This is a genomic window from Pseudomonas sp. JL3 (genome assembly GCF_031570575.1).
GTDB classification, from domain to species: Bacteria; Pseudomonadota; Gammaproteobacteria; order Pseudomonadales; family Pseudomonadaceae; genus Aquipseudomonas; species Aquipseudomonas cucumis.
On the sequence record NZ_JAKWJK010000004.1, the window covers coordinates 22,192 to 40,144 of the forward strand.

Annotated in this window: 15 protein-coding genes and 1 riboswitch; of the genes, 6 read left to right on the plus strand and 9 right to left on the minus strand. The window is 60.4% G+C overall.

Going from position 1 to position 17,953, the window contains the following annotated elements; genetic code table 11:
- Positions 1–184 precede the first annotated feature (184 nt).
- The 3 genes from cpdA to MMG91_RS09405 all read right to left on the minus strand — a co-directional run bounded on the left by cpdA (position 185) and on the right by MMG91_RS09405 (position 2,159).
- Entirely contained in the window at positions 185–1,000 is an 816-nt protein-coding gene (cpdA, locus tag MMG91_RS09395; protein WP_310659422.1) for a 3',5'-cyclic-AMP phosphodiesterase, read from the minus strand.
- 98 nt (positions 1,001–1,098) lie between these two features.
- On the minus strand, positions 1,099–1,551 hold the full coding sequence (locus tag MMG91_RS09400; protein ID WP_007902592.1) for a DUF1249 domain-containing protein: 453 nt from the start codon (positions 1,549–1,551) through the stop codon (positions 1,099–1,101).
- Positions 1,542–2,159 (minus strand): NUDIX domain-containing protein, encoded by a 618-nt coding sequence (locus tag MMG91_RS09405; RefSeq protein WP_305447945.1) that lies wholly within the window; start codon positions 2,157–2,159, stop codon positions 1,542–1,544. The genes MMG91_RS09400 and MMG91_RS09405 overlap by 10 nt, the downstream gene beginning before the upstream one ends.
- Before the next feature lie 242 nt (positions 2,160–2,401).
- Between MMG91_RS09405 and MMG91_RS09410 the strand changes: the two genes are divergently transcribed.
- Complete coding sequence (locus tag MMG91_RS09410) at positions 2,402–3,148, plus strand: RsiV family protein (protein ID WP_310659423.1); 747 nt, start codon at positions 2,402–2,404, stop codon at positions 3,146–3,148.
- Here MMG91_RS09410 and cytX read toward each other — a convergent pair.
- Both cytX and thiC read right to left on the minus strand, forming a co-directional pair.
- The gene (cytX, locus tag MMG91_RS09415; protein WP_310659424.1) at positions 3,117–4,409 is read right to left on the minus strand and encodes a putative hydroxymethylpyrimidine transporter CytX; all 1,293 of its coding nucleotides are present in this window, start codon (positions 4,407–4,409) and stop codon (positions 3,117–3,119) included. The genes MMG91_RS09410 and cytX overlap by 32 nt on opposite strands.
- A gap of 87 nt (positions 4,410–4,496) precedes the next feature.
- Positions 4,497–6,386, minus strand: a complete 1,890-nt coding sequence (thiC, locus tag MMG91_RS09420) for a phosphomethylpyrimidine synthase ThiC (protein WP_310659425.1) — start codon at positions 6,384–6,386, stop codon at positions 4,497–4,499.
- 165 nt (positions 6,387–6,551) lie between these two features.
- Positions 6,552–6,657, minus strand: a riboswitch (TPP riboswitch).
- Positions 6,658–6,850: 193 nt separating this feature from the next.
- Here thiC and MMG91_RS09425 point away from each other — a divergent pair.
- Complete coding sequence (locus MMG91_RS09425) at positions 6,851–8,290, plus strand: TolC family outer membrane protein (RefSeq protein WP_310659426.1); 1,440 nt, start codon at positions 6,851–6,853, stop codon at positions 8,288–8,290.
- Between the two features lie 108 nt (positions 8,291–8,398).
- Here MMG91_RS09425 and waaA read toward each other — a convergent pair whose 3' ends face one another.
- Both waaA and MMG91_RS09435 read right to left on the minus strand, forming a co-directional pair.
- On the minus strand, positions 8,399–9,676 hold the full coding sequence (waaA, locus tag MMG91_RS09430; protein ID WP_310659427.1) for a lipid IV(A) 3-deoxy-D-manno-octulosonic acid transferase: 1,278 nt from the start codon (positions 9,674–9,676) through the stop codon (positions 8,399–8,401).
- Between the two features lie 22 nt (positions 9,677–9,698).
- Complete coding sequence (locus MMG91_RS09435) at positions 9,699–10,589, minus strand: LysR family transcriptional regulator (RefSeq protein WP_305447939.1); 891 nt, start codon at positions 10,587–10,589, stop codon at positions 9,699–9,701.
- Between the two features lie 103 nt (positions 10,590–10,692).
- Between MMG91_RS09435 and MMG91_RS09440 the strand changes: the two genes are divergently transcribed.
- The 4 genes from MMG91_RS09440 (at position 10,693) to MMG91_RS09455 (ending at position 14,250) form a co-directional block, all read left to right on the plus strand.
- Positions 10,693–11,025, plus strand: a complete 333-nt coding sequence (locus tag MMG91_RS09440; RefSeq protein ID WP_305447938.1) for a multidrug efflux SMR transporter — start codon at positions 10,693–10,695, stop codon at positions 11,023–11,025.
- Positions 11,026–11,264: 239 nt separating this feature from the next.
- Positions 11,265–12,440: an FAD-dependent oxidoreductase gene (locus tag MMG91_RS09445; protein WP_310659428.1), complete on the plus strand. Its 1,176-nt coding sequence runs from the start codon at positions 11,265–11,267 to the stop codon at positions 12,438–12,440.
- The gene (locus MMG91_RS09450) at positions 12,437–13,249 is read left to right on the plus strand and encodes an aldo/keto reductase (RefSeq protein ID WP_310659429.1); all 813 of its coding nucleotides are present in this window, start codon (positions 12,437–12,439) and stop codon (positions 13,247–13,249) included. The genes MMG91_RS09445 and MMG91_RS09450 overlap by 4 nt, the downstream gene beginning before the upstream one ends.
- A gap of 32 nt (positions 13,250–13,281) precedes the next feature.
- Positions 13,282–14,250, plus strand: a complete 969-nt coding sequence (locus tag MMG91_RS09455; protein WP_310659430.1) for a metal ABC transporter ATPase — start codon at positions 13,282–13,284, stop codon at positions 14,248–14,250.
- Between the two features lie 120 nt (positions 14,251–14,370).
- On the opposite strand, the gene hldE is transcribed toward MMG91_RS09455, so the two are convergent.
- Positions 14,371–15,792 (minus strand): bifunctional D-glycero-beta-D-manno-heptose-7-phosphate kinase/D-glycero-beta-D-manno-heptose 1-phosphate adenylyltransferase HldE, encoded by a 1,422-nt coding sequence (gene hldE / locus MMG91_RS09460; protein ID WP_030130457.1) that lies wholly within the window; start codon positions 15,790–15,792, stop codon positions 14,371–14,373.
- 254 nt (positions 15,793–16,046) lie between these two features.
- Complete coding sequence (gene msbA, locus MMG91_RS09465) at positions 16,047–17,846, minus strand: lipid A export permease/ATP-binding protein MsbA (protein ID WP_305504209.1); 1,800 nt, start codon at positions 17,844–17,846, stop codon at positions 16,047–16,049.
- Positions 17,847–17,953: the final 107 nt, after the last annotated feature.

Sequence of the window (17,953 nt, forward strand, 5' to 3'; positions counted from 1 at the left end):
GGGTAAAGAGGCGCAGTTTACAGGGTGTCGGGGGAATCGGGGATAGGCGTGGAAATCATGTCGCCTGAGCGAACGCCATCGCGGGCAAGCCCGCTCCCACAAGGATTTGAGGCGCTCACAAAACCCTGTGGGAGCGGGCTTGCCCGCGATGGCTGCGCCTCGATCTTTGGAAATGACAAATAAATCAGTAACCGTTGGAGCCGTAATCGATCTGAAAATCGAAACCGGTGACGCGCTCAACGCCCGTTTCCAGCCGACCATCTGGCAAAAGCCGCAACCACCGATACCCCGGCGCCTGCTCGCTCACTTTGAAATCATCACTGCCCGGCTCGAATTGAATACAGGTCGATGGCGATGCGATCAGGCGTACACCGTTGCGCTCTTGGTCAATTTCCTGATGCACATGCCCCCACAACACCGCACGCACCTGAGGAAAGCGATCCAGCACCGCGAACAACGCTTCTGGATTGCGCAATCCAATAGGCTCCATCCACGCACACCCGATCGACACCGGATGATGATGGAAACACACCAGATGATGCCGCTGCGGCGCCTCGCTCAACGAGCGCACGAGCAACTGCAACTGCTCATCCTGCAAATACCCCGGCACCGAACCCGGCACCGCCGAATCGAGCAACGTCACCCGCCAGTTGCCGATGTCCACCACCGGCTCCAGCAATGCACTGTGCACCGCCGCCTCAGCCATGATCCGCGGCTCGTCATGATTACCGGGAATCCAGCGTGCCGGCGCATCGATCTGCCGGGTCAGGTCGCGAAACAGCTGATACGACTCCAGCGTTCCGTCTTGGGAAAGATCACCACTGGCAATGATCAGATCGATCTGCGGCAGCTGAAGCTTTACCAGCTCAATGACCTTTTGCAGGCTGTCGCGGGTATTCATACCCAGCAATGTCCCATCCGTCTCGGCAAACAGATGGCTGTCAGAGAGTTGCACCAGCAACGCCGGATCGGCGGTGGTCAATGTGGATACGCTCGGCAAGGCGTTCTCCCAGGGCGTGATCACGGGATGGGTAAGTGCCGCAATTATGCTGGGGGACGATCAAAAGAGGAAACCTGTGAACCGGACGCAGTTCACAACTACCGAACGACTGCGTACTCGTGCCCACATGCCAGACAGTGACTCAGCCATTCCCCCAGGAAAAGATTGAGCTGAGCCTTTTCATCCGGCTGATGCATCGCGGCGTTCGGGTAAGGATAGATGCCCCGGAAGCGTCGTGCATGCTCAGCGCTGACCACTTCGGCCATGCATGCGTCGTGATACACCTGAACTTCCAGTTGCGGCACCGGCAGCCACGGCAGGCTGTGCTCCTGGCGCACTTGCAGGGTTGTGGTGTACGGACAGACCTGCAGCACTTCGAGGGCCAGTACGCCAAGCATCTGGTCGCCGTGGGTCACGGCAATGCGCCGAGCCTGCGGCTCGCTACGCATATCCGGCAACAGTCGCATCAGGCGCGCGTAGTTGGCCTCGCAGGAGGCTTGTAGCCCCACGAGATCGATCCGGTAGCGATCGCGCAGCTTGTTTACGACCATAACCCCCTCACTTCAACGCGGTTCAAAGCCAGCCATTGCAAGGCGATGATGCTTGGCGCGTTGGCAATACGTCCGTCGCGTACGGCTTGCAGGGCATCTTCGAACGCCCAGACCGTGACGCGAATATCTTCTGCCTCTTCCTCCAGCCCATGCAGGCCGCCAACCCCGGTTGTCTCGCAACGCCCCAGGTACAAGTGCACGAATTCATTACTGCCGCCCGGCGATGGAAAATATTTGGTCATCGGCCAGAGCGCCCCGAATACAAGCCCAGCTTCCTCCTGCGCTTCGCGGTGAGCAACTTCTTCCGGTACTTCATCTTTGTCGATCAGACCGGCGACCAGTTCGATCAGCCACGGGTTGTCGGTCTTGCCCATGGCGCCAACGCGAAACTGCTCGATCAGCACCACTTCATCGCGCTGCGGATCGTAAGGCAGCACGCACACCGCATCATGGCGCACGAACAGTTCACGATTGATCTCGCGACTCATGCCACCGGCGAACAATTCGTGGCGCAAGTGCACGCGGTCGAGCTTGTAGAAGCCCTCGTAGCACTTTTCGCGCCGAACAATATCAACGGCGGTCGGAATGGCGTTGGCAAAATCAGTCATGACAATCCTCTTTACTGCAAATCCGTTATGAGGTTCCTTTTTTTTACTTGCAACTCGTTACTTGCAACCTCGACTTCGCGCCATCCTAACGCGCCCGCGATGTTTGATGCAGCCCCTTTCCAGTCAGCGGGATAGACGGTGAGGGCGAAACCAACTCTAATTAGCTTAGTGGCGAACTGACTGCTTCGTTGAGAGTCGAAGCGGGTAACTTTTCGCCTTTCCCTGTTTTATGAAGGACGCCCATGTCGCTTTTTAAAATCGCCTCCGTGGCCGCAATCGCCCTGACCCTGGGCGCCTGCCAGAGTTTGTTCCAGCCCAACTACCGGACGCCGCTGGAAACTACCCGCGACGCATCGGAACAGTTGAAACCAGGCTGCACAACCCCTGACTGCCCGTTGGTGAACATCGATACCCTGCGCTTCCCGGACGAGCCTGCGCTTGACAGCCTCATCGAAAAACGCCTGCTGCAAATGACCCGCACCTCACCCGAAGCCCCCGTAGCGCCGACGCTGGCGGCCTATCGCGAGCAGTTTTTGAGCAGTGCCGGCCCGCGCTACAGCAGCTACTTGCAAGCCAAGGTACGTGAGCAGCATGACGGCTTGGTGATCGTTGAATTGTCCAGCTATCTGGATACTGGCGGCGCCCATGGCACGCCGGGCCGCGGCTTCATCAACTACTCACGTCAACAGCATAAGGCGCTGACCCTCTCGGACATGTTGATCCCGGGGCAGGAAGAGGCGTTCTGGAAAGCGGCCCAAGTGGCGCACAACAGCTGGCTGATCAGCACCAAGCTCGATCAGGAACCGGAGTTCGTGAAGAGCTGGCCTTTCGTGAAAACCCAAAACGTGGCGTTGACCTACGGCGGGGTGATCCTCAAGTACGAAGTGAGCACCATCGCGCCTTACGCATTGGGCCACGTCGAACTGAAGATCCCCTACCCGCGCCTGAACGGCATTCTCAAGCCCGAGCTGTTTCCCGGCCGTAGCTGAAGGCTCGACCGAGCAGCAATTGCAGCAGCCCTGCCAGTACCAGCGACGGCAGGGTTGCGCCGATGTCCGGATAAAGATTGGCCAGCAAATGATAGGTGCTCACACCGCCCAACCAGGCGAGCAACGCCGGCCAGCGCAATGCGGCTGACGCTACGTGAGCGCTGCGCTTGCGCAGGATGAAGTGATCCACCAGCACCACGCCGAACAGCGGCGCAAACACCGAGCCGATCAACAGCAGGAAGTTCTGGTACTGGGCCAATGGCGCCAGACAAGCTATCAGTGTGCAGATCACGCCGATCGCCAAGGCCAGATGCTCGACTTTCAAGCGAAACAGAATCCCGCTGGACACCGCCGCCGAGTGAATATCGGCAAAGGCATTTTCCGACTCGTCCAGCAGAATCAGCAACAACGGAATCCCCAAACCTGCACCGGCCAACGCCAGCAGCAAGGCATTCACTTCACCGCTCGACGCGAACGCCAGGGTGTAGGCCACGCCCAGACTCATCAACCAAAAGTTACCGATAAAGAAGCCCAGCGCCGTACCGCCGAAGACATTCTTCGCGCGCTTGCCGAACCGCGAGTAGTCGGCAATCAGCGGCAGCCAGGACAGCGGCATGGCAATCGCAATGTCGAAGCCCACGGCAAACGGCATCGAACCATCACCGGCCTGTGCCCACAACGCCGCCAGATCGGCCTTGGCGAACAGGTTCCAGGTCAGCCAAATGCACGCGGCCAGCAACAGCCAGATGCCCCACTTGCGCAGGATTTTGCGCACAAAGGTCAATGGGCCACTGACAGCGAGCAGAGTTGCCAATGCACCGAAGAACAGCGTCCACAACAGAGGACTCGACAGCAGGCTACCTTCGCTAAAGGCACGGGCGCCAAGCAGGCTGGCAGCGTCGCGCATCACAATGATTTCGAATGACCCCCAACCGATCAGTTGCAGCAGGTTCAACACCGCCGGAAGGCTCGCGCCGTGTTTGCCGAGGCTGAGCTTGAGTGCCGTCATCGACGACAGACCGGTATCGCTACCGATCACGCCGACGGCGGCCAGGAGCAGGACGCCGACCAGCGTGCCGAGAAAAATCGCCAGCAACGAGCCGGACAGACCCAGACCGGGTGCGAGCAGCGCGCCGGTCTGCAACACCATCAGGCCGATGCCGAGGGAGAACCACAGGGAACACAGATCACGGCCGCCGAAGACACGCTTGTCGGTCGGCACCGCGCAATCCGGGGAATAAGTGCTGGGTTGGATGCTCAAGGGGGGTTATCTCAGAGAGGCAGGTGTTGTGATCGTTGTGATCGTTCCCACGCTCTGCGTGGGAACGATCGGTAATCACAGGTCAGATCAAACTTTCTTATACAACTGACTACCTTCCTGCTTGAACCGCTCAGCCTGTTCCGCCAATCCCTGCGCAACTTCCGCATCGACCGTTTCGATCCGCTGGTTGGCCGCGTATTCGCGGACTTCCTGGGTGATCTTCATCGAGCAGAATTTCGGCCCGCACATGGAGCAGAAGTGCGCGACCTTGGCCGAATCCTTCGGCAGGGTTTCGTCGTGGTACGAGCGCGCGGTGTCCGGGTCCAGACCGAGGTTGAACTGGTCTTCCCAACGGAATTCGAAACGCGCCTTGCTCAAGGCATTGTCGCGAATCTGTGCGCCCGGATGCCCCTTCGCAAGGTCGGCAGCGTGAGCGGCGATCTTGTAGGTGATGATCCCGGTCTTCACGTCATCCTTGTTCGGCAGGCCGAGGTGTTCCTTCGGTGTGACGTAGCAGAGCATGGCGCAACCGAACCAGCCGATCATCGCCGCACCGATACCGGAGGTGATGTGGTCGTAGCCTGGAGCGATGTCGGTGGTCAGTGGGCCGAGGGTGTAGAACGGCGCCTCGTCGCAGCACTCGAGTTGCTTGTCCATGTTCTCTTTGATCAACTGCATCGGCACGTGGCCCGGGCCTTCGATCATGCATTGTACGTCGTGCTTCCAGGCGATCTTGGTCAGTTCGCCGAGGGTTTCCAGCTCACCGAATTGTGCGGCGTCGTTGGCGTCGGCAATCGAGCCCGGACGCAGGCCATCGCCCAGCGAGAAGCTGACGTCGTAGGCCTTCATGATTTCGCAGATGTCTTCGAAATGGGTGTAGAGGAAGTTTTCCTTGTGATGCGCCAGACACCACTTGGCCATGATCGAACCGCCACGGGAGACGATGCCGGTCACGCGCTTGGCGGTCAACGGCACGTAGCGCAGCAACACACCGGCGTGGATGGTGAAGTAGTCGACGCCCTGCTCGGCCTGCTCGATCAGCGTGTCGCGGAACAGCTCCCAGGTCAGGTCTTCAGCGGCGCCGCCGACTTTTTCCAGGGCCTGATAGATCGGCACGGTACCGATCGGCACCGGCGAGTTACGGATGATCCATTCGCGGGTTTCGTGAATGTGCTTGCCGGTGGACAAGTCCATGACCGTGTCCGAACCCCAGCGAATGCCCCAGGTCAGTTTCGCCACTTCCTCTTCAATGGACGAACCCAGTGCACTGTTGCCGATGTTGCCGTTGATCTTCACCAGGAAGTTACGGCCGATGATCATCGGTTCCAGTTCGGTGTGGTTGATGTTGGCCGGAATGATCGCGCGACCGCGGGCGATCTCTTCACGGACAAATTCCGGCGTGATGATTTTCGGCACGCTGGCGCCGAAGCTGTAGCCGGCGTGCTGCTGGTCCAGCAAGCCCGCGGCACGGGCCACTTCGAGCTTCATGTTTTCGCGGATGGCGACGTATTCCATCTCGGCGGTGATGATGCCTTTGCGGGCGTAGTGCATCTGGCTGACGTTGGCACCCGGCTTGGCGCGACGCGGGTTGTTGACGTGGGCGAAACGCAGCTTGGTCAGTTCCGGGTCGGCGAGACGTTCCTGGCCGAAGTTGGAGCTCAGGCCGGACAGGCGCTCGGTGTCGCCACGGGACTCGATCCACGGTGAACGCACGTCGGCCAGGCCTTTGCGCACGTCGATGATGACATTGGGGTCGGTGTACGGGCCCGAGGTGTCATACACCACCACTGGCGCGTTGATTTCGCCGCCGAAATCGGTCGGGGTCACATCAAGGCTGATTTCGCGCATTGGCACGAGGATGTCCGGGCGAGTGCCCTGGACATAGATTTTTTGCGAGCGGGTAAACGGCTGAACCGATTGCTGATCGACCTTGGCCGAGTCACTCAGATTGGTTTCGATTTTTGATTTTGTAGTCATCACGGGCTCTCCAGACACACATCCAGGCAGTGGATTTTTGTCGGAGCGAACCTGTAAACGAATGGACGCACGGGCGCTGGGAAAACCAGCCGTGCTGTGCTCGGTGCTCGAGGGGTGTTCGATTGTCGAACAACATCCCGGACGAAGCACAAGAGGACTCGCCGGGTGACGAGAAATCTTGTTCCCTACGCAGGCGCTAACCTGATCAGGTTCAACGGGATCCGAAATTATTCGATCTCAGCCTCATAGCAAGGCACCCCGACAAGAACCCGGCCAGTCTAGACACAACCGGCAAAGAACGCCAACTCCGCAGCAAACACCATGATGAATGGCGCAATTGCAGGATTGTTGCCGTGCCTGCGTGCAACTACACTCGCTACGCCATGCCGCGCCTTGACGCTGCAGGGCGCCGCGCCGTAGCCTTGGCGCTCAAATTATCAGCATAATTTTTTAGGGATGGCCTCATGCTGCGCAAACTCTCACTGGCCCTTGCCGTGTCTTGTGCGTCCAATGGAATGGCCTGGGCAGCTGAAGCGCCCTTATCGACCAAGACTGACCTGGTCAGCGTCTATCAGGAAGCGGTGGACAACAACGCCGACATCGCCGCCGCCCGCGCCCAATACGGTGCCCAGAAGGAAGTCGTGCCCCAGGCTCGCGCCGGACTGTTGCCCAACCTGTCCGCCGGTGCCGATCTGAACAACACCCGCACCTCGCTCGATCAGCCATCGCTGACCTCGACCCGCAGTGGCACGGTGTATCAGGCGACCCTCTCGCAACCGATTTTCCGTGCCGATCGCTGGTTCCAGTTGCAGGCCGCCAAAGACGTCAACGAACAGGCTGCCTTGCAACTCTCGGCCACCGAACAGAACCTGATTCTGCAAAGCGCCGAAAGCTACTTCAACGTGCTGCGCAGCCAGGACACCCTGGCCTCGACCAAGGCCGAAGAAGCGGCGTTCAAGCGTCAACTCGATCAGTCCAACGAGCGCTTCGACGTTGGCCTGTCGGACAAGACCGACGTGTTGCAATCCCAAGCCAGTTACGACACGGCGCGGGCCAACCGGATTCTCGCTCAGCGTCAGGTAGATGATGCGTTCGAAGCGCTGATCACTCTGACCAACCGCCAGTACAACTCGATTCAGGGCATCGTCCACACCTTGCCAATCCTGCCGCCGGCACCGAACGATGCCAAAGCCTGGGTCGACATCGCCGCCAAACAGAACCTGAATTTGCTGGCCAGCAACTACGCGGTGAGCGCCGCCGAGGAGACTCTCAAGCAGCGCAAGGCCGGACACGCGCCCACCCTGGATGCGGTCGCGCAATACCAGAAAGGTGACAACGACGCCCTCGGCTTTACCAACCCGAATCCGAACGGCGTGCGTTACGGCGGCGATGTCGAGCAGCGCACGGTTGGCCTGCAACTGAGCATCCCGCTCTACAGTGGCGGCCTGACCAGCTCGCAAGTGCGTGAGTCCTACTCGCGGCTGACTCAGTCCGAGCAGCAACGCGAAGCCCTGCGTCGTCAGGTCGTGGAAAACACCCGCAACCTGCACCGCGCCGTGAACACCGACGTCGAGCAGGTGCAGGCCCGCCGACAGTCGATCATCTCCAACCAGAGCGCGGTGGAAGCGACCGAAATCGGTTATCAGGTGGGGACGCGCAACATCGTCGACGTACTCGATGCCCAGCGTCAGCTGTACACCTCGGTGCGCAACTACAACAACACCCGCTACGACTACATCCTCGACAACCTGCGCTTGAAGCAGGCCGCCGGCACTTTGAACCCGGGGGATTTGCAGGACCTGACGCGTTACCTCAAACCCGACTACAACCCGGATAAAGACTTCCTGCCGCCGGACCTGGCCAAGGCTGCGGCGGAGCAATTACGGGCTAATCCTGCTCAATAAAAGCAAAAGATCAAAAGATCGCAGCCTTCGGCAGCTCCTACAGGGTGTACATCAATCCCAATGTAGGAGCTGCCGCAGGCTGCGATCTTTTCATTCAGGCAACTCGGCCTAACGCTCGATCAACCGCCCCAACCCATCCAGCAACCGCTGCAACGCGCCCTGATTGGTGCGCATCACCTTCAGCCCCGCGTCTGCCATCCGCTGCGCATCGCTCGGCAATTCGAACAGCCGCTGCACCGCCAGCGCCAGACCTTCGGCATCATCGACCTCGGCCAACGCACCGGCGCTGCGCAACTGCGCGGCGATCTCGAGGAAGTTGAACAGGTGCGGCCCGCTGAGCACCGGTTTGGCCAGGGCCGCCGGCTCCAGCAGGTTATGGCCGCCGTTGGGCACCAGGCTGCCACCGACAAAAGCGCTGTCGGCCAAGGCGTAGAGAAACAACAACTCGCCCATGGTGTCGCCCAGCAGCACCGAAGTGCTTGCGGTAACCGGCTCGCCCGTCGAACGCCGCACCGTGGCGAAACCCTGTTGTCGGCACAATTCGAACACCGGGTTGAAGCGTTCCGGATGGCGGGGCACCAGAATCAGCAAGGCATCGGGATGATTGGCCAGCAGCCGACGATGGGCAGCCAGCACCACTTCGTCTTCACCTTCATGGGTACTCGCCGCGATCCATACCGGGCGATCCTGCGCCTGCCACTGTGCACGCAATTCGCCGGCACGCTGCAGCAGTTGCGGGTCGATGGTCAGGTCGAACTTGATCGAACCGGTCACTTCGACGGTTTCCGGGCGTGCGCCCAAATCCCGGAAGCGCTGTGCCTCGGCTTCGGTCTGCACCGCGAACAGGTTCATCTCGGCAAGCATCGGCTGGGTCAGCTTACTGAAACGGCCATAGCCCCTGGCTGAGCGTTCGGACAGTCGCGCATTGGCCAAGGCCACGGGAATTCCGCGTTTGGCGCATTGGTGGATATGGTTGGGCCAGAGTTCGGTTTCCATGATCACCGCCAGTTTCGGCCGGGCCCGGTCAAGGAATCGCGCCGCGGCGCAGGGCAAGTCATAAGGCAAATAGCAGTGCTGGATGCGCGGCTCGTTGGCGAACAGTGCCTGGATGCGCTCGGACCCGGTCGGGGTCATGCAGGTGACGGTAATGGGCAACTGTGGATAACGTTGCAACAAGGCGCGAATCATCGGCGCTGCGGCAATGCTTTCACCCACCGACACCGCGTGCACCCAGATACCGCCCGTTTTCATCGCCGGCAACCCGAGGGAGAAACGTTCGCCAATGCGCTTGGCGTACGCCGGCGCCTTGCGCGCCCGCAGCCAAAGCCGAATCGCTACCAATGGCAGCCCCAGATAAAACAGCGCGGTGTAGAGAGTTCTATTCATGGCGGCGGAGTTTATCGGTTTTTTAGCCGATCGCCTGCAAGTGCACGGCAAAACGTTCCGCCAGCCAACGAGCCGCCGGGCCGAGGGGCTCATCGCGACGCCAGACCAGCTCCACAATCAATGCCGGCGGAGTCCATTCGCTGGCCAGTTCGACCATCTGGTCCTGATATGCCGGGTATTGCACCACATGTCGCGGCAACCAGGCCCAGCCGAGACCACGCATCACCCATTCGGCCATCACGTAGAAACTGTCGGCGCGCCAGACCTGCGGGCTGGCCGGCTCACTGCCGGGATAGACGCTGGACTGCGTGGACATCAGCAACTGTCGATGCTGCGCCAATTGCTGGCAGTCGACCTGCGTCTGCTGCGCCAAGGGATGCCCCGCGCCGCACACCGTGACCATTTCGACGCTGCCCAGCACTCGCCGTTCAAGGGCCTCGGGAATCTGGTCGTGATAAAACAGCAAGCCCAGGTCGGCCCGGCGCTCCACCAATTTGCGCGCGACATCACCTTGGGCAGCGCTGGTCAGCTGCACTTCAAGGCTGGGAAACTTTTCCGCCAGCGCCTCGAAGCTTTCAACCACCGCTTGATAGGGCATCGCCTCGTCCTGAGCCACCCGCAGGCTCGCTTCCTGGCCACGCATCATCGCCAGTGCCCGGCCATTGAGGCGCTCACATTGGCGCAGTACTTCCCGCGCCTCTTCAAGCAGAGCGGTGCCGGCCTCGGTGAGTTTCGGCTGGCGACCACTGCTGCGATCGAACAGGCTGACGCCCAGGTCCTCTTCCAGCAGCGCAATCGAACTGCTGACCGCCGACTGTGCCTTGCGCTGATCCCGCGCCACCGCGGAAAACGAACGTTGTTCCGCGACGCTGACAAACAAGCGCAGCTGTTCCAGATTCCATTGCATGTTCATGGCTCAACCCATCTTCAGAACAGATAGGTAATGACTTTACCGCATCTGGCGAATCTCTAGAATGCCGACCTCAGAAAGCAACACTTCATACGAGGATTGACCCATGACCGCTTACTACTACCTGGCCATCGCCATCTGCGCCGAAGTGATCGCTACTGTTTCGATGAAAGCGGTCAAGGGTTTCAGCACGCCACTGCCGCTGCTGCTGGTCATCGTCGGTTACGGCATTGCGTTCTGGATGTTGACCCTGGTTGTGCGCAGCGTTCCGGTGGGCGTGGCTTACGCGGTATGGGCCGGCATGGGGATCGTGATGGTCAGCATCGCGGCGCTGTTTATCTACGGGCAGAAGCTGGATGTACCGGCGATGCTGGGGATGGCGCTGATTGTGCTGGGTGTGGTGGTTATCCAGCTGTTCTCGAAAACTGCCGGGCATTGAAAGAAAAGATCACAGCCTTCGGCAGCTCGCAGGTAAATCGTGTTGCACGGTTCTCTGTAGCAGTTGCCGAAGGCTGCATTCGGCGGCGAAGCAGTCGTAAAACCTGACAACACCGCTCCCGAGACAGATCGAAGGCCGAGGACTTCGTCCTCGAACGCAGCCTTGGGCAACTGCTACAAGGATTGCGTCCGGCATGAATCTGTATACTGCGCCCTCGTCTTGAACACTGAGGTCGCTGCATGCCATCTGTTATTTCCACCGACGTTCTGATTGTCGGCGCTGGTGTCGCCGGCCTCTGGCTGAATGCGCGCCTGCGCCGCCAGGGTTTTTCAACCGTGCTGGTGGAAAGCACCAGCCTCGGTGGCGGGCAGAGCCTGAAGTCCCAGGGCATCATCCACGGCGGCGCCAAGTACGCGTTGCACGGGGCCCTGACCGGCGCCTCGGAAGCCATCGCCGACATGCCGCGTCGCTGGCGTGAAGCGCTGGCCGGCGACGGCGAACTGGACCTGTCCGGCGTGCGCGTGTTGTCCGACGCCCATTACCTCTGGTCCCCCGGCACCCTTGCCGGCAACCTCACCAGTTTTTTCGCCAGCAAAGCCGTGCGCGGGCGGGTCGATCAGGTTAAAGGCGATCAATTGCCGCCGGCGCTGCAAGACAAGCGCTTCAAGGGCAAGGTCTATCGCCTGACAGAACTGGTGGTCGACGTGCCGAGCCTGATCCAGCGTCTGGCCGATCTGGCTGGCGACGGCCTGCTGGCCGGTCAGCACATCGAACCGCTGCTGGAAAACGGCGAACTGGTCGGCTTGAAAGTCGACGAACGCGAGATCCGCGCCCAGCGCATCGTTCTCAGCGCCGGTGCCGGTACCGCCGACCTGCTCACTGCGCTGGGCCTGAGCCAACCGGCCATGCAGCGTCGTCCCCTGCACATGATCATCGTCAAAGGCCCGGGCCTCAAACCGCTTTACGCCCATTGCCTGGGCGGCGGGCCAAAGCCGCGCGTCACCGTGACCACTCACCCGGCCGCCGATGGCCAGTGGGTCTGGTATGTGGGAGGCGACATCGCCGAAGCCGAGGGCGTGGCGCGCGAGCCTGCGGCGCAGATCGCCAGCACGCAAAAGGAACTCGGCAACCTGCTGCCGTGGATCGACTTGAGCACCGCACAGTGGGCGACCTTGCGGGTCGAACGCGCGGAGCCGCTGCAATCGGGCCTGACTCGTCCGGACAACGCCTTCCTCGCCGAGCAGGATCGCCTGCTGGTGGGGTGGCCGACCAAACTGGCCTTGGCACCGGACTTCGCTGACCGCGTCCTCGCCGCACTGCAACGCGACGGCATTCAGCCGAGCCATCCGGCGCCGCTGCCGGAACTGCCGAAACCACCAATGGGCGTCCCTGCCTGGGAACAACTGCTGCCATGAGCCAACCCACCCTGCACGATCTGCATCGCCCTTTGGGCAGCACCGGCCTGCTGGTATCACCACTAGGCCTGGGCACGGTGAAACTTGGCCGCGATCAAGGGGTGAAATACCCCAATGGTTTCCAGATCCCCGGCGATGACGAAGCGCGCATGCTGCTCAAACTCGCGCGCGACCTGGGCATCAACCTGATCGACACCGCGCCGGCCTATGGCCGCAGCGAAGAACGTCTTGGCCCATTGCTGCGTGGTCAGCGTCAAGACTGGGTGATCGTCAGCAAGGTCGGCGAAGAGTTTACCGACGGCCAGTCACGTCACGACTTCAGCGCCACCCATACTCGCCTGTCGGTGGAACGCAGCCTGCAACGTCTGGAGACGGATGTTATCGATCTGGTGCTGGTGCATTCCGACGGCAATGACCTGGCGATCCTCAATGACAGCGAGGTCTATGCGACCCTCGCCGAGCTCAAGCGCGAAGGCAAGATTCGCGGTTTCGGTTTTTCCGGCAAAACCGTCGAAGGCGGCTTGAAGGCTCTGGAACAAGGTGATTGCGCGATGGTCACCTACAATCTGAACGAACAGAACGAGAAGCCGGTCATTGACTATGCTGCTGCTCACGGCAAAGCGATCCTGGTCAAAAAAGCCCTGGCCAGCGGCCACGTCTGCTTGAGCCCGGGCGTGGACCCGGTGCGCGCCAGCTTCGAGTTGTTGTTTGAACACCCGGGTGTGGCCAGTGCTATTGTCGGGACCATTAATCCGCTGCACCTCGCCCACAACGTCGCGACCGTTGCCCAGGTCCTTCGTAGCCATTGATGCCGCCCACGCGGCCTTAAGCAGGAGTCGACATGCCGCGTACGTTGATCAGAAAGAACCCGAGCAACTTCAAGACCCTGCCGTTATTCGTCGAAGCGACGCCCGAAGGCCTGAGTTACCAGAGCGTCGGGATGCCGCTGAATTTCTCCCAGACCCTGCAACGTCGCCGCCCGGTGACGGTACCCGACAGCGAGCGCTTTGCCCTGGAGCTGGCGAATCTTGGGGTTTCGGTGCGCCTGACCCTGCATTGGCAGAATCGCGATTACTGGGTATTGGTGCGTCAGCGTCGGCAGGACCGCGGCGATGTGGTGCTGAAGCTGATCTCCGGTTATGTGCCGGCCCATGAGCTGAACCTGCCGCTGCACACGGCGACCCAGGAAATTGCCGAAGAGTGCCTGTTGGAAACCCCGGAAGGTTGGCTCAGCGGGCGTTTCAATGACACCTGGCTACCGGCGCCCTACTCGGCCGCCTTGCATTACCGCGAAGCCCTGCCGTTTCGCCTGACGCCGTTGTCCGGCTCGGCGCGGCCGGTGCGTTGCGCCAACATGCCGCTGCTCGAGCGCCCGCGGGCTTATGTGCATCTGCCGACTGCGTCGTTGCAATTGATCTATGATTTGCGCCTGGACGTGCCCAAGGAAGCCAAGTCCTTGAGCCTTTTCCATGTTGACGAACGGCTGGAGGGCGATCAACTGGTGGCCCGGCTTGATCGCAAACGTCCCGATTTGTATCTGATGCCACTGCAGGACGGCCAGCCGCTGGCCGAGCTCTATACCCTGAAAAAGGATCAGCTGTACCCGGCGAGTACCCGCGGGCTATATCTGGCGGAGAGTTTTGCCCGGCAGGAAGGGTGGCTGGTGAAGGATGAGCGGATTCGCTGGAAGGACTGGGTGCGGCAACAGGGTTTGAGCCCGCCGGGGAAGGATTCCGGTTTGGCCCGTTTGCATGGAAAAGCAAAGCAACTGCTGAAAAGAATCGTGCCCCGCAAGGCCGCACGCCCCTGATCATTCCACGCTCTGCGTGGGAATGCAGCCCGAGACGCTCCGCGTCTCAAAGCGGACTCAGAGCGTCCAAAGAGGCATTCCCACGCAGAGCGCGGGAATGATCAAGCACTCTCACGGCTATCAGTGATTGCGGATCTTCTCGACAATCGCCGTGGTCGAGCTGTTTTCCACCAGCCCCAGCACTTTCACGGTCCCGCCGTAAGCAGTGACGATGTCCGCGCCAACCACCTGGTCGATCCCGTAATCGCCGCCCTTGACCAACACATCCGGCTTGACCTCGCGCAGCAGGTTTTCCGGGGTGCCTTCAGCGAAGCTGATTACCCAGTCCACAGCGCCCAGACCGGCCAGTACCGCCATGCGACGGTCGACGCTGTTGATCGGACGACCCGGCCCTTTCAAGCGGCTCACCGATGCATCGTCATTGACCGCCACGATCAGACGATCGCCTTGGGCTCGCGCCTGCTCGAGGTAGGTAACATGCCCGGCATGCAGGATGTCGAAACAGCCGTTGGTGAATACAATCTTCTCGTTGTGCGCACGTGCGTCGTCGACCGCCAGCAACAGCTGCTCCAGCCCCAACACACCACGCTCGGAACCTTCTTCACGCTGGATAGCACGACGCAATTCCGGGGCACTGATGGCCGCCGTACCGAGCTTGCCGACCACGATGCCCGCCGCCAGGTTGGCCAGGGCCACCGCGTGGGGCAGTTCTTCGCCAGCGGCAATTGCCGCAGCCAGGGTAGAAATCACCGTATCACCGGCACCGGTCACGTCGAACACTTCGCGGGCACGGGCCGGCAGGTGCAGCGCCGGGTGATCCGGTCGCAGCAAGGTCATGCCATGCTCGCCACGGGTCACCAGCAAGGCGCCGAGATCCAGGTCGTGCATCAGTTGCGCGCCCTTGCTCACCAGTTCGTGCTCATCGGCGCAACCGCCGACGATGGTTTCAAACTCGCTGAGGTTCGGAGTGATCAGGCTCGCGCCGCGGTAGATCGAGAAATCTTTGCCCTTGGGGTCGGCCAGAACCGGAATCCCACGGGCACGGGCGGCCTGGATCAGTACCTGATGGTTTTTCAGCGCGCCTTTGCCGTAGTCGGACAGCACCAACACCTTGATGCCTTCGAGCAATTCGTCGACTTGCTCGCCCAGCGCCAGGGCGTCGGTGGAGAAAGGTTCTTCGAAGTCGATACGCAGCAATTGCTGGTGGCGGCTCATCACCCGCAGCTTGACGATGGTCGGCTGGTGCGCAATGCGCTGGAACAACGCCCGCACGCCGGCACCCTTGAGGCTATTGACCAGGCTGTCGGCCGCTTCGTCATCGCCGGTCACCCCGACCAGCGAAGCCGGCGCACCGAGCGCGGCAATGTTCAGGGCAACGTTGGCGGCACCGCCCGGGCGGTCCTCGATTTGCTCGACCTTGACTACCGGTACCGGCGCCTCAGGGGAAATCCGTGAGGTACCACCATGCCAGTAACGGTCGAGCATGACATCGCCGACCACCAAGACAGGGGCTTGATCGAATCGCGGCATGGACAACTTCATGGAGCAACCCACATACAAAATGAACAGGGGCGCGATATTAGCACAGGGTTGGCGATGGCTTGTGTGACGGCTGCAACCGGATGAATCGGCAGGAGTTTTTGCTCATTAATTGAACAGAGATACCGATAACCGACGACAGGTGCCCACCATTTGCAGCGCCCAAGTGTTGATTTCGCTGTCAGTAGATACGAACCACCGGACGCATTGCACGCAGGTGAATGCGAAGGTGAGTCAGACTCACCCTCGCATCGGGGTCAGGCGATGTCTTCAGCCGGGGCGTCGAGGCCCATCGCATGCAGGCGCGAGTAGTAGCCATTCTGAGCCAGCAGTTGAGCGTGGGTGCCACGCTCGACGATTTCGCCGTGATCCATGACCAGAATCAGGTCAGCCTTCTCGATCGTCGACAGCCGGTGAGCGATGACCAGTGTCGTGCGACCTTTCATGACTTTATCCAGCGCGGCCTGAATGTGCCGCTCGGACTCCGTATCCAGTGCCGACGTCGCTTCATCGAGAATCAGCAGCGGCGCGTTTTTCAGCAAGGCACGGGCGATTGCCAGTCGCTGACGCTGACCGCCAGAGAGCAGCACACCGTTCTCGCCGACATCGGTGTCCAGCCCTTGCGGTAGCTGGGCGATGAAATCCATGGCATAAGCGTCTTCGGCAGCTTTCTCGATATCGGCACGCGGTGCGCCGGCCAGATCACCGTAGGCGATGTTGTTGGCCACCGTGTCATTGAACAGCGTGACGTGTTGCGTTACCTGGGCAACATGACGACGCAGGTTGCGCAGACGATAGTCTTCGATTTCCACACCATCGAGCAGGATCTCGCCGATTTCGTGGTGATAGAAGCGAGGAATCAGGCTGGCGAGAGTCGACTTGCCACTGCCGGAACGGCCCACCAGTGCAATCATTTGCCCCGGAGCCGCGGTGAAACTGATGTTTTTCAGCACTTCACGCTCGGTTCCCGGATACGTGAAGCTCAGGTTATGCACCTCCAGGTGACCATTGACACGATCTTTCGCGACCGTACCCTTGTCCACCTCGGGCTCGACATCCAGTTGTTCGAAAATGCTTTCGGCTCCGGCAACACCTTTCTGGATCGTCGAACTGACTTCCGATAGCTGCCGAATCGGCTTGGGCAACAGACCCGCCGCGGTAATGTATGCCACCAGGTCACCGGCAGTTGCATCGCCGCGCAGGAACAGTACCAGGAACATCAGCACGGCCATTGCGCTGTAGATCACCAATTGCAGCATGGGTGTGTAGACAGCACCGGTCTTCGTCATGCGCAACTGCTTGTCGGTGTTGCCCTGGCTGGCTTCGGCAAAGCGGCGCTCTTCATAGCTCTCGCCACCGAAACTGCGCACAACACGATAACCCTGGATAGTCTCGGACGCGACGTGGGTCACGTCGCCCATGGCCACCTGAATCTTCTTGCTCTGCTTGCGGAATTTTTTGCTGGTGCTGCTTACCATGATCGCGATGAGCGGCAGGATCGCCAGCATTACCAAGGTCAGTTTCCAGTTCATCCACAACAGGTAGGCAAACAGGAACACCACAGTCAGGCCTTCGCGGATCACTACCTTGATGGCGTCGGTGGCGGCGCCGGTGACCATGGTCACGTTGAAGGTGATGCGTGAAATCAGGTGCCCGGAGTTATGGGTGTCGAAATAACGGTTGGGCAGTACCAGCAACTTGTTGAACAGCTCCACACGCAGGTCGTGCACCAGCCCCAGCGAAACCTTCGCCAGGTAGTAGTTGCCAAGAAACGACCCCAGACCTTGCCATGCGGCGATCAGAATGATCAGCATTGGCACAGCCATTAATAGCTGCAAGTCTTTCAGATAAGGCACATTGGGAAAGAGCACCGCTTCCGGGTTGCTCAGGCCATCGACGAAATATTTGAGAATCCCGGCCAACATAGGCTGCGTCGAAGCAAAAATCACGAAGCCGACGATACTGATGGCGAACATGCCCATGTACGGGCGCACATACGACAGCAGGCGCAGGTAAATCTTCAAGCTCGACGGCGCAGGCGAATCAGGGCTAGTCATGAGAACCCGTTGTATGAGAAAAGAGCCCGCGAGTGTAACACAGGCCATTTTAGTCACTGAGCTGCGGTAACATGGCCGGCTATCCATGCCTCACAGCGTCGACCACT

Bases quoted from the DNA above. Each gene is read 5' to 3' on its own strand.
- MMG91_RS09400 (WP_007902592.1), bottom strand. From the start codon at position 1,551: ATGGTCGTAAACAAGCTGCGCGATCGCTACCGGATCGATCTCGTGGGG.
- MMG91_RS09405 (WP_305447945.1), bottom strand. From the start codon at position 2,159: ATGACTGATTTTGCCAACGCCATTCCGACCGCCGTTGATATTGTTCGG.
- MMG91_RS09410 (WP_310659423.1), top strand. From the start codon at position 2,402: ATGTCGCTTTTTAAAATCGCCTCCGTGGCCGCAATCGCCCTGACCCTG.
- thiC (WP_310659425.1), bottom strand. From the start codon at position 6,386: ATGACTACAAAATCAAAAATCGAAACCAATCTGAGTGACTCGGCCAAG.
- MMG91_RS09425 (WP_310659426.1), top strand. From the start codon at position 6,851: ATGCTGCGCAAACTCTCACTGGCCCTTGCCGTGTCTTGTGCGTCCAAT.
- waaA (WP_310659427.1), bottom strand. From the start codon at position 9,676: ATGAATAGAACTCTCTACACCGCGCTGTTTTATCTGGGGCTGCCATTG.
- MMG91_RS09435 (WP_305447939.1), bottom strand. From the start codon at position 10,589: ATGAACATGCAATGGAATCTGGAACAGCTGCGCTTGTTTGTCAGCGTC.
- MMG91_RS09440 (WP_305447938.1), top strand. From the start codon at position 10,693: ATGACCGCTTACTACTACCTGGCCATCGCCATCTGCGCCGAAGTGATC.
- MMG91_RS09445 (WP_310659428.1), top strand. From the start codon at position 11,265: ATGCCATCTGTTATTTCCACCGACGTTCTGATTGTCGGCGCTGGTGTC.
- MMG91_RS09450 (WP_310659429.1), top strand. From the start codon at position 12,437: ATGAGCCAACCCACCCTGCACGATCTGCATCGCCCTTTGGGCAGCACC.
- MMG91_RS09455 (WP_310659430.1), top strand. From the start codon at position 13,282: ATGCCGCGTACGTTGATCAGAAAGAACCCGAGCAACTTCAAGACCCTG.
- hldE (WP_030130457.1), bottom strand. From the start codon at position 15,792: ATGAAGTTGTCCATGCCGCGATTCGATCAAGCCCCTGTCTTGGTGGTC.
- msbA (WP_305504209.1), bottom strand. From the start codon at position 17,846: ATGACTAGCCCTGATTCGCCTGCGCCGTCGAGCTTGAAGATTTACCTG.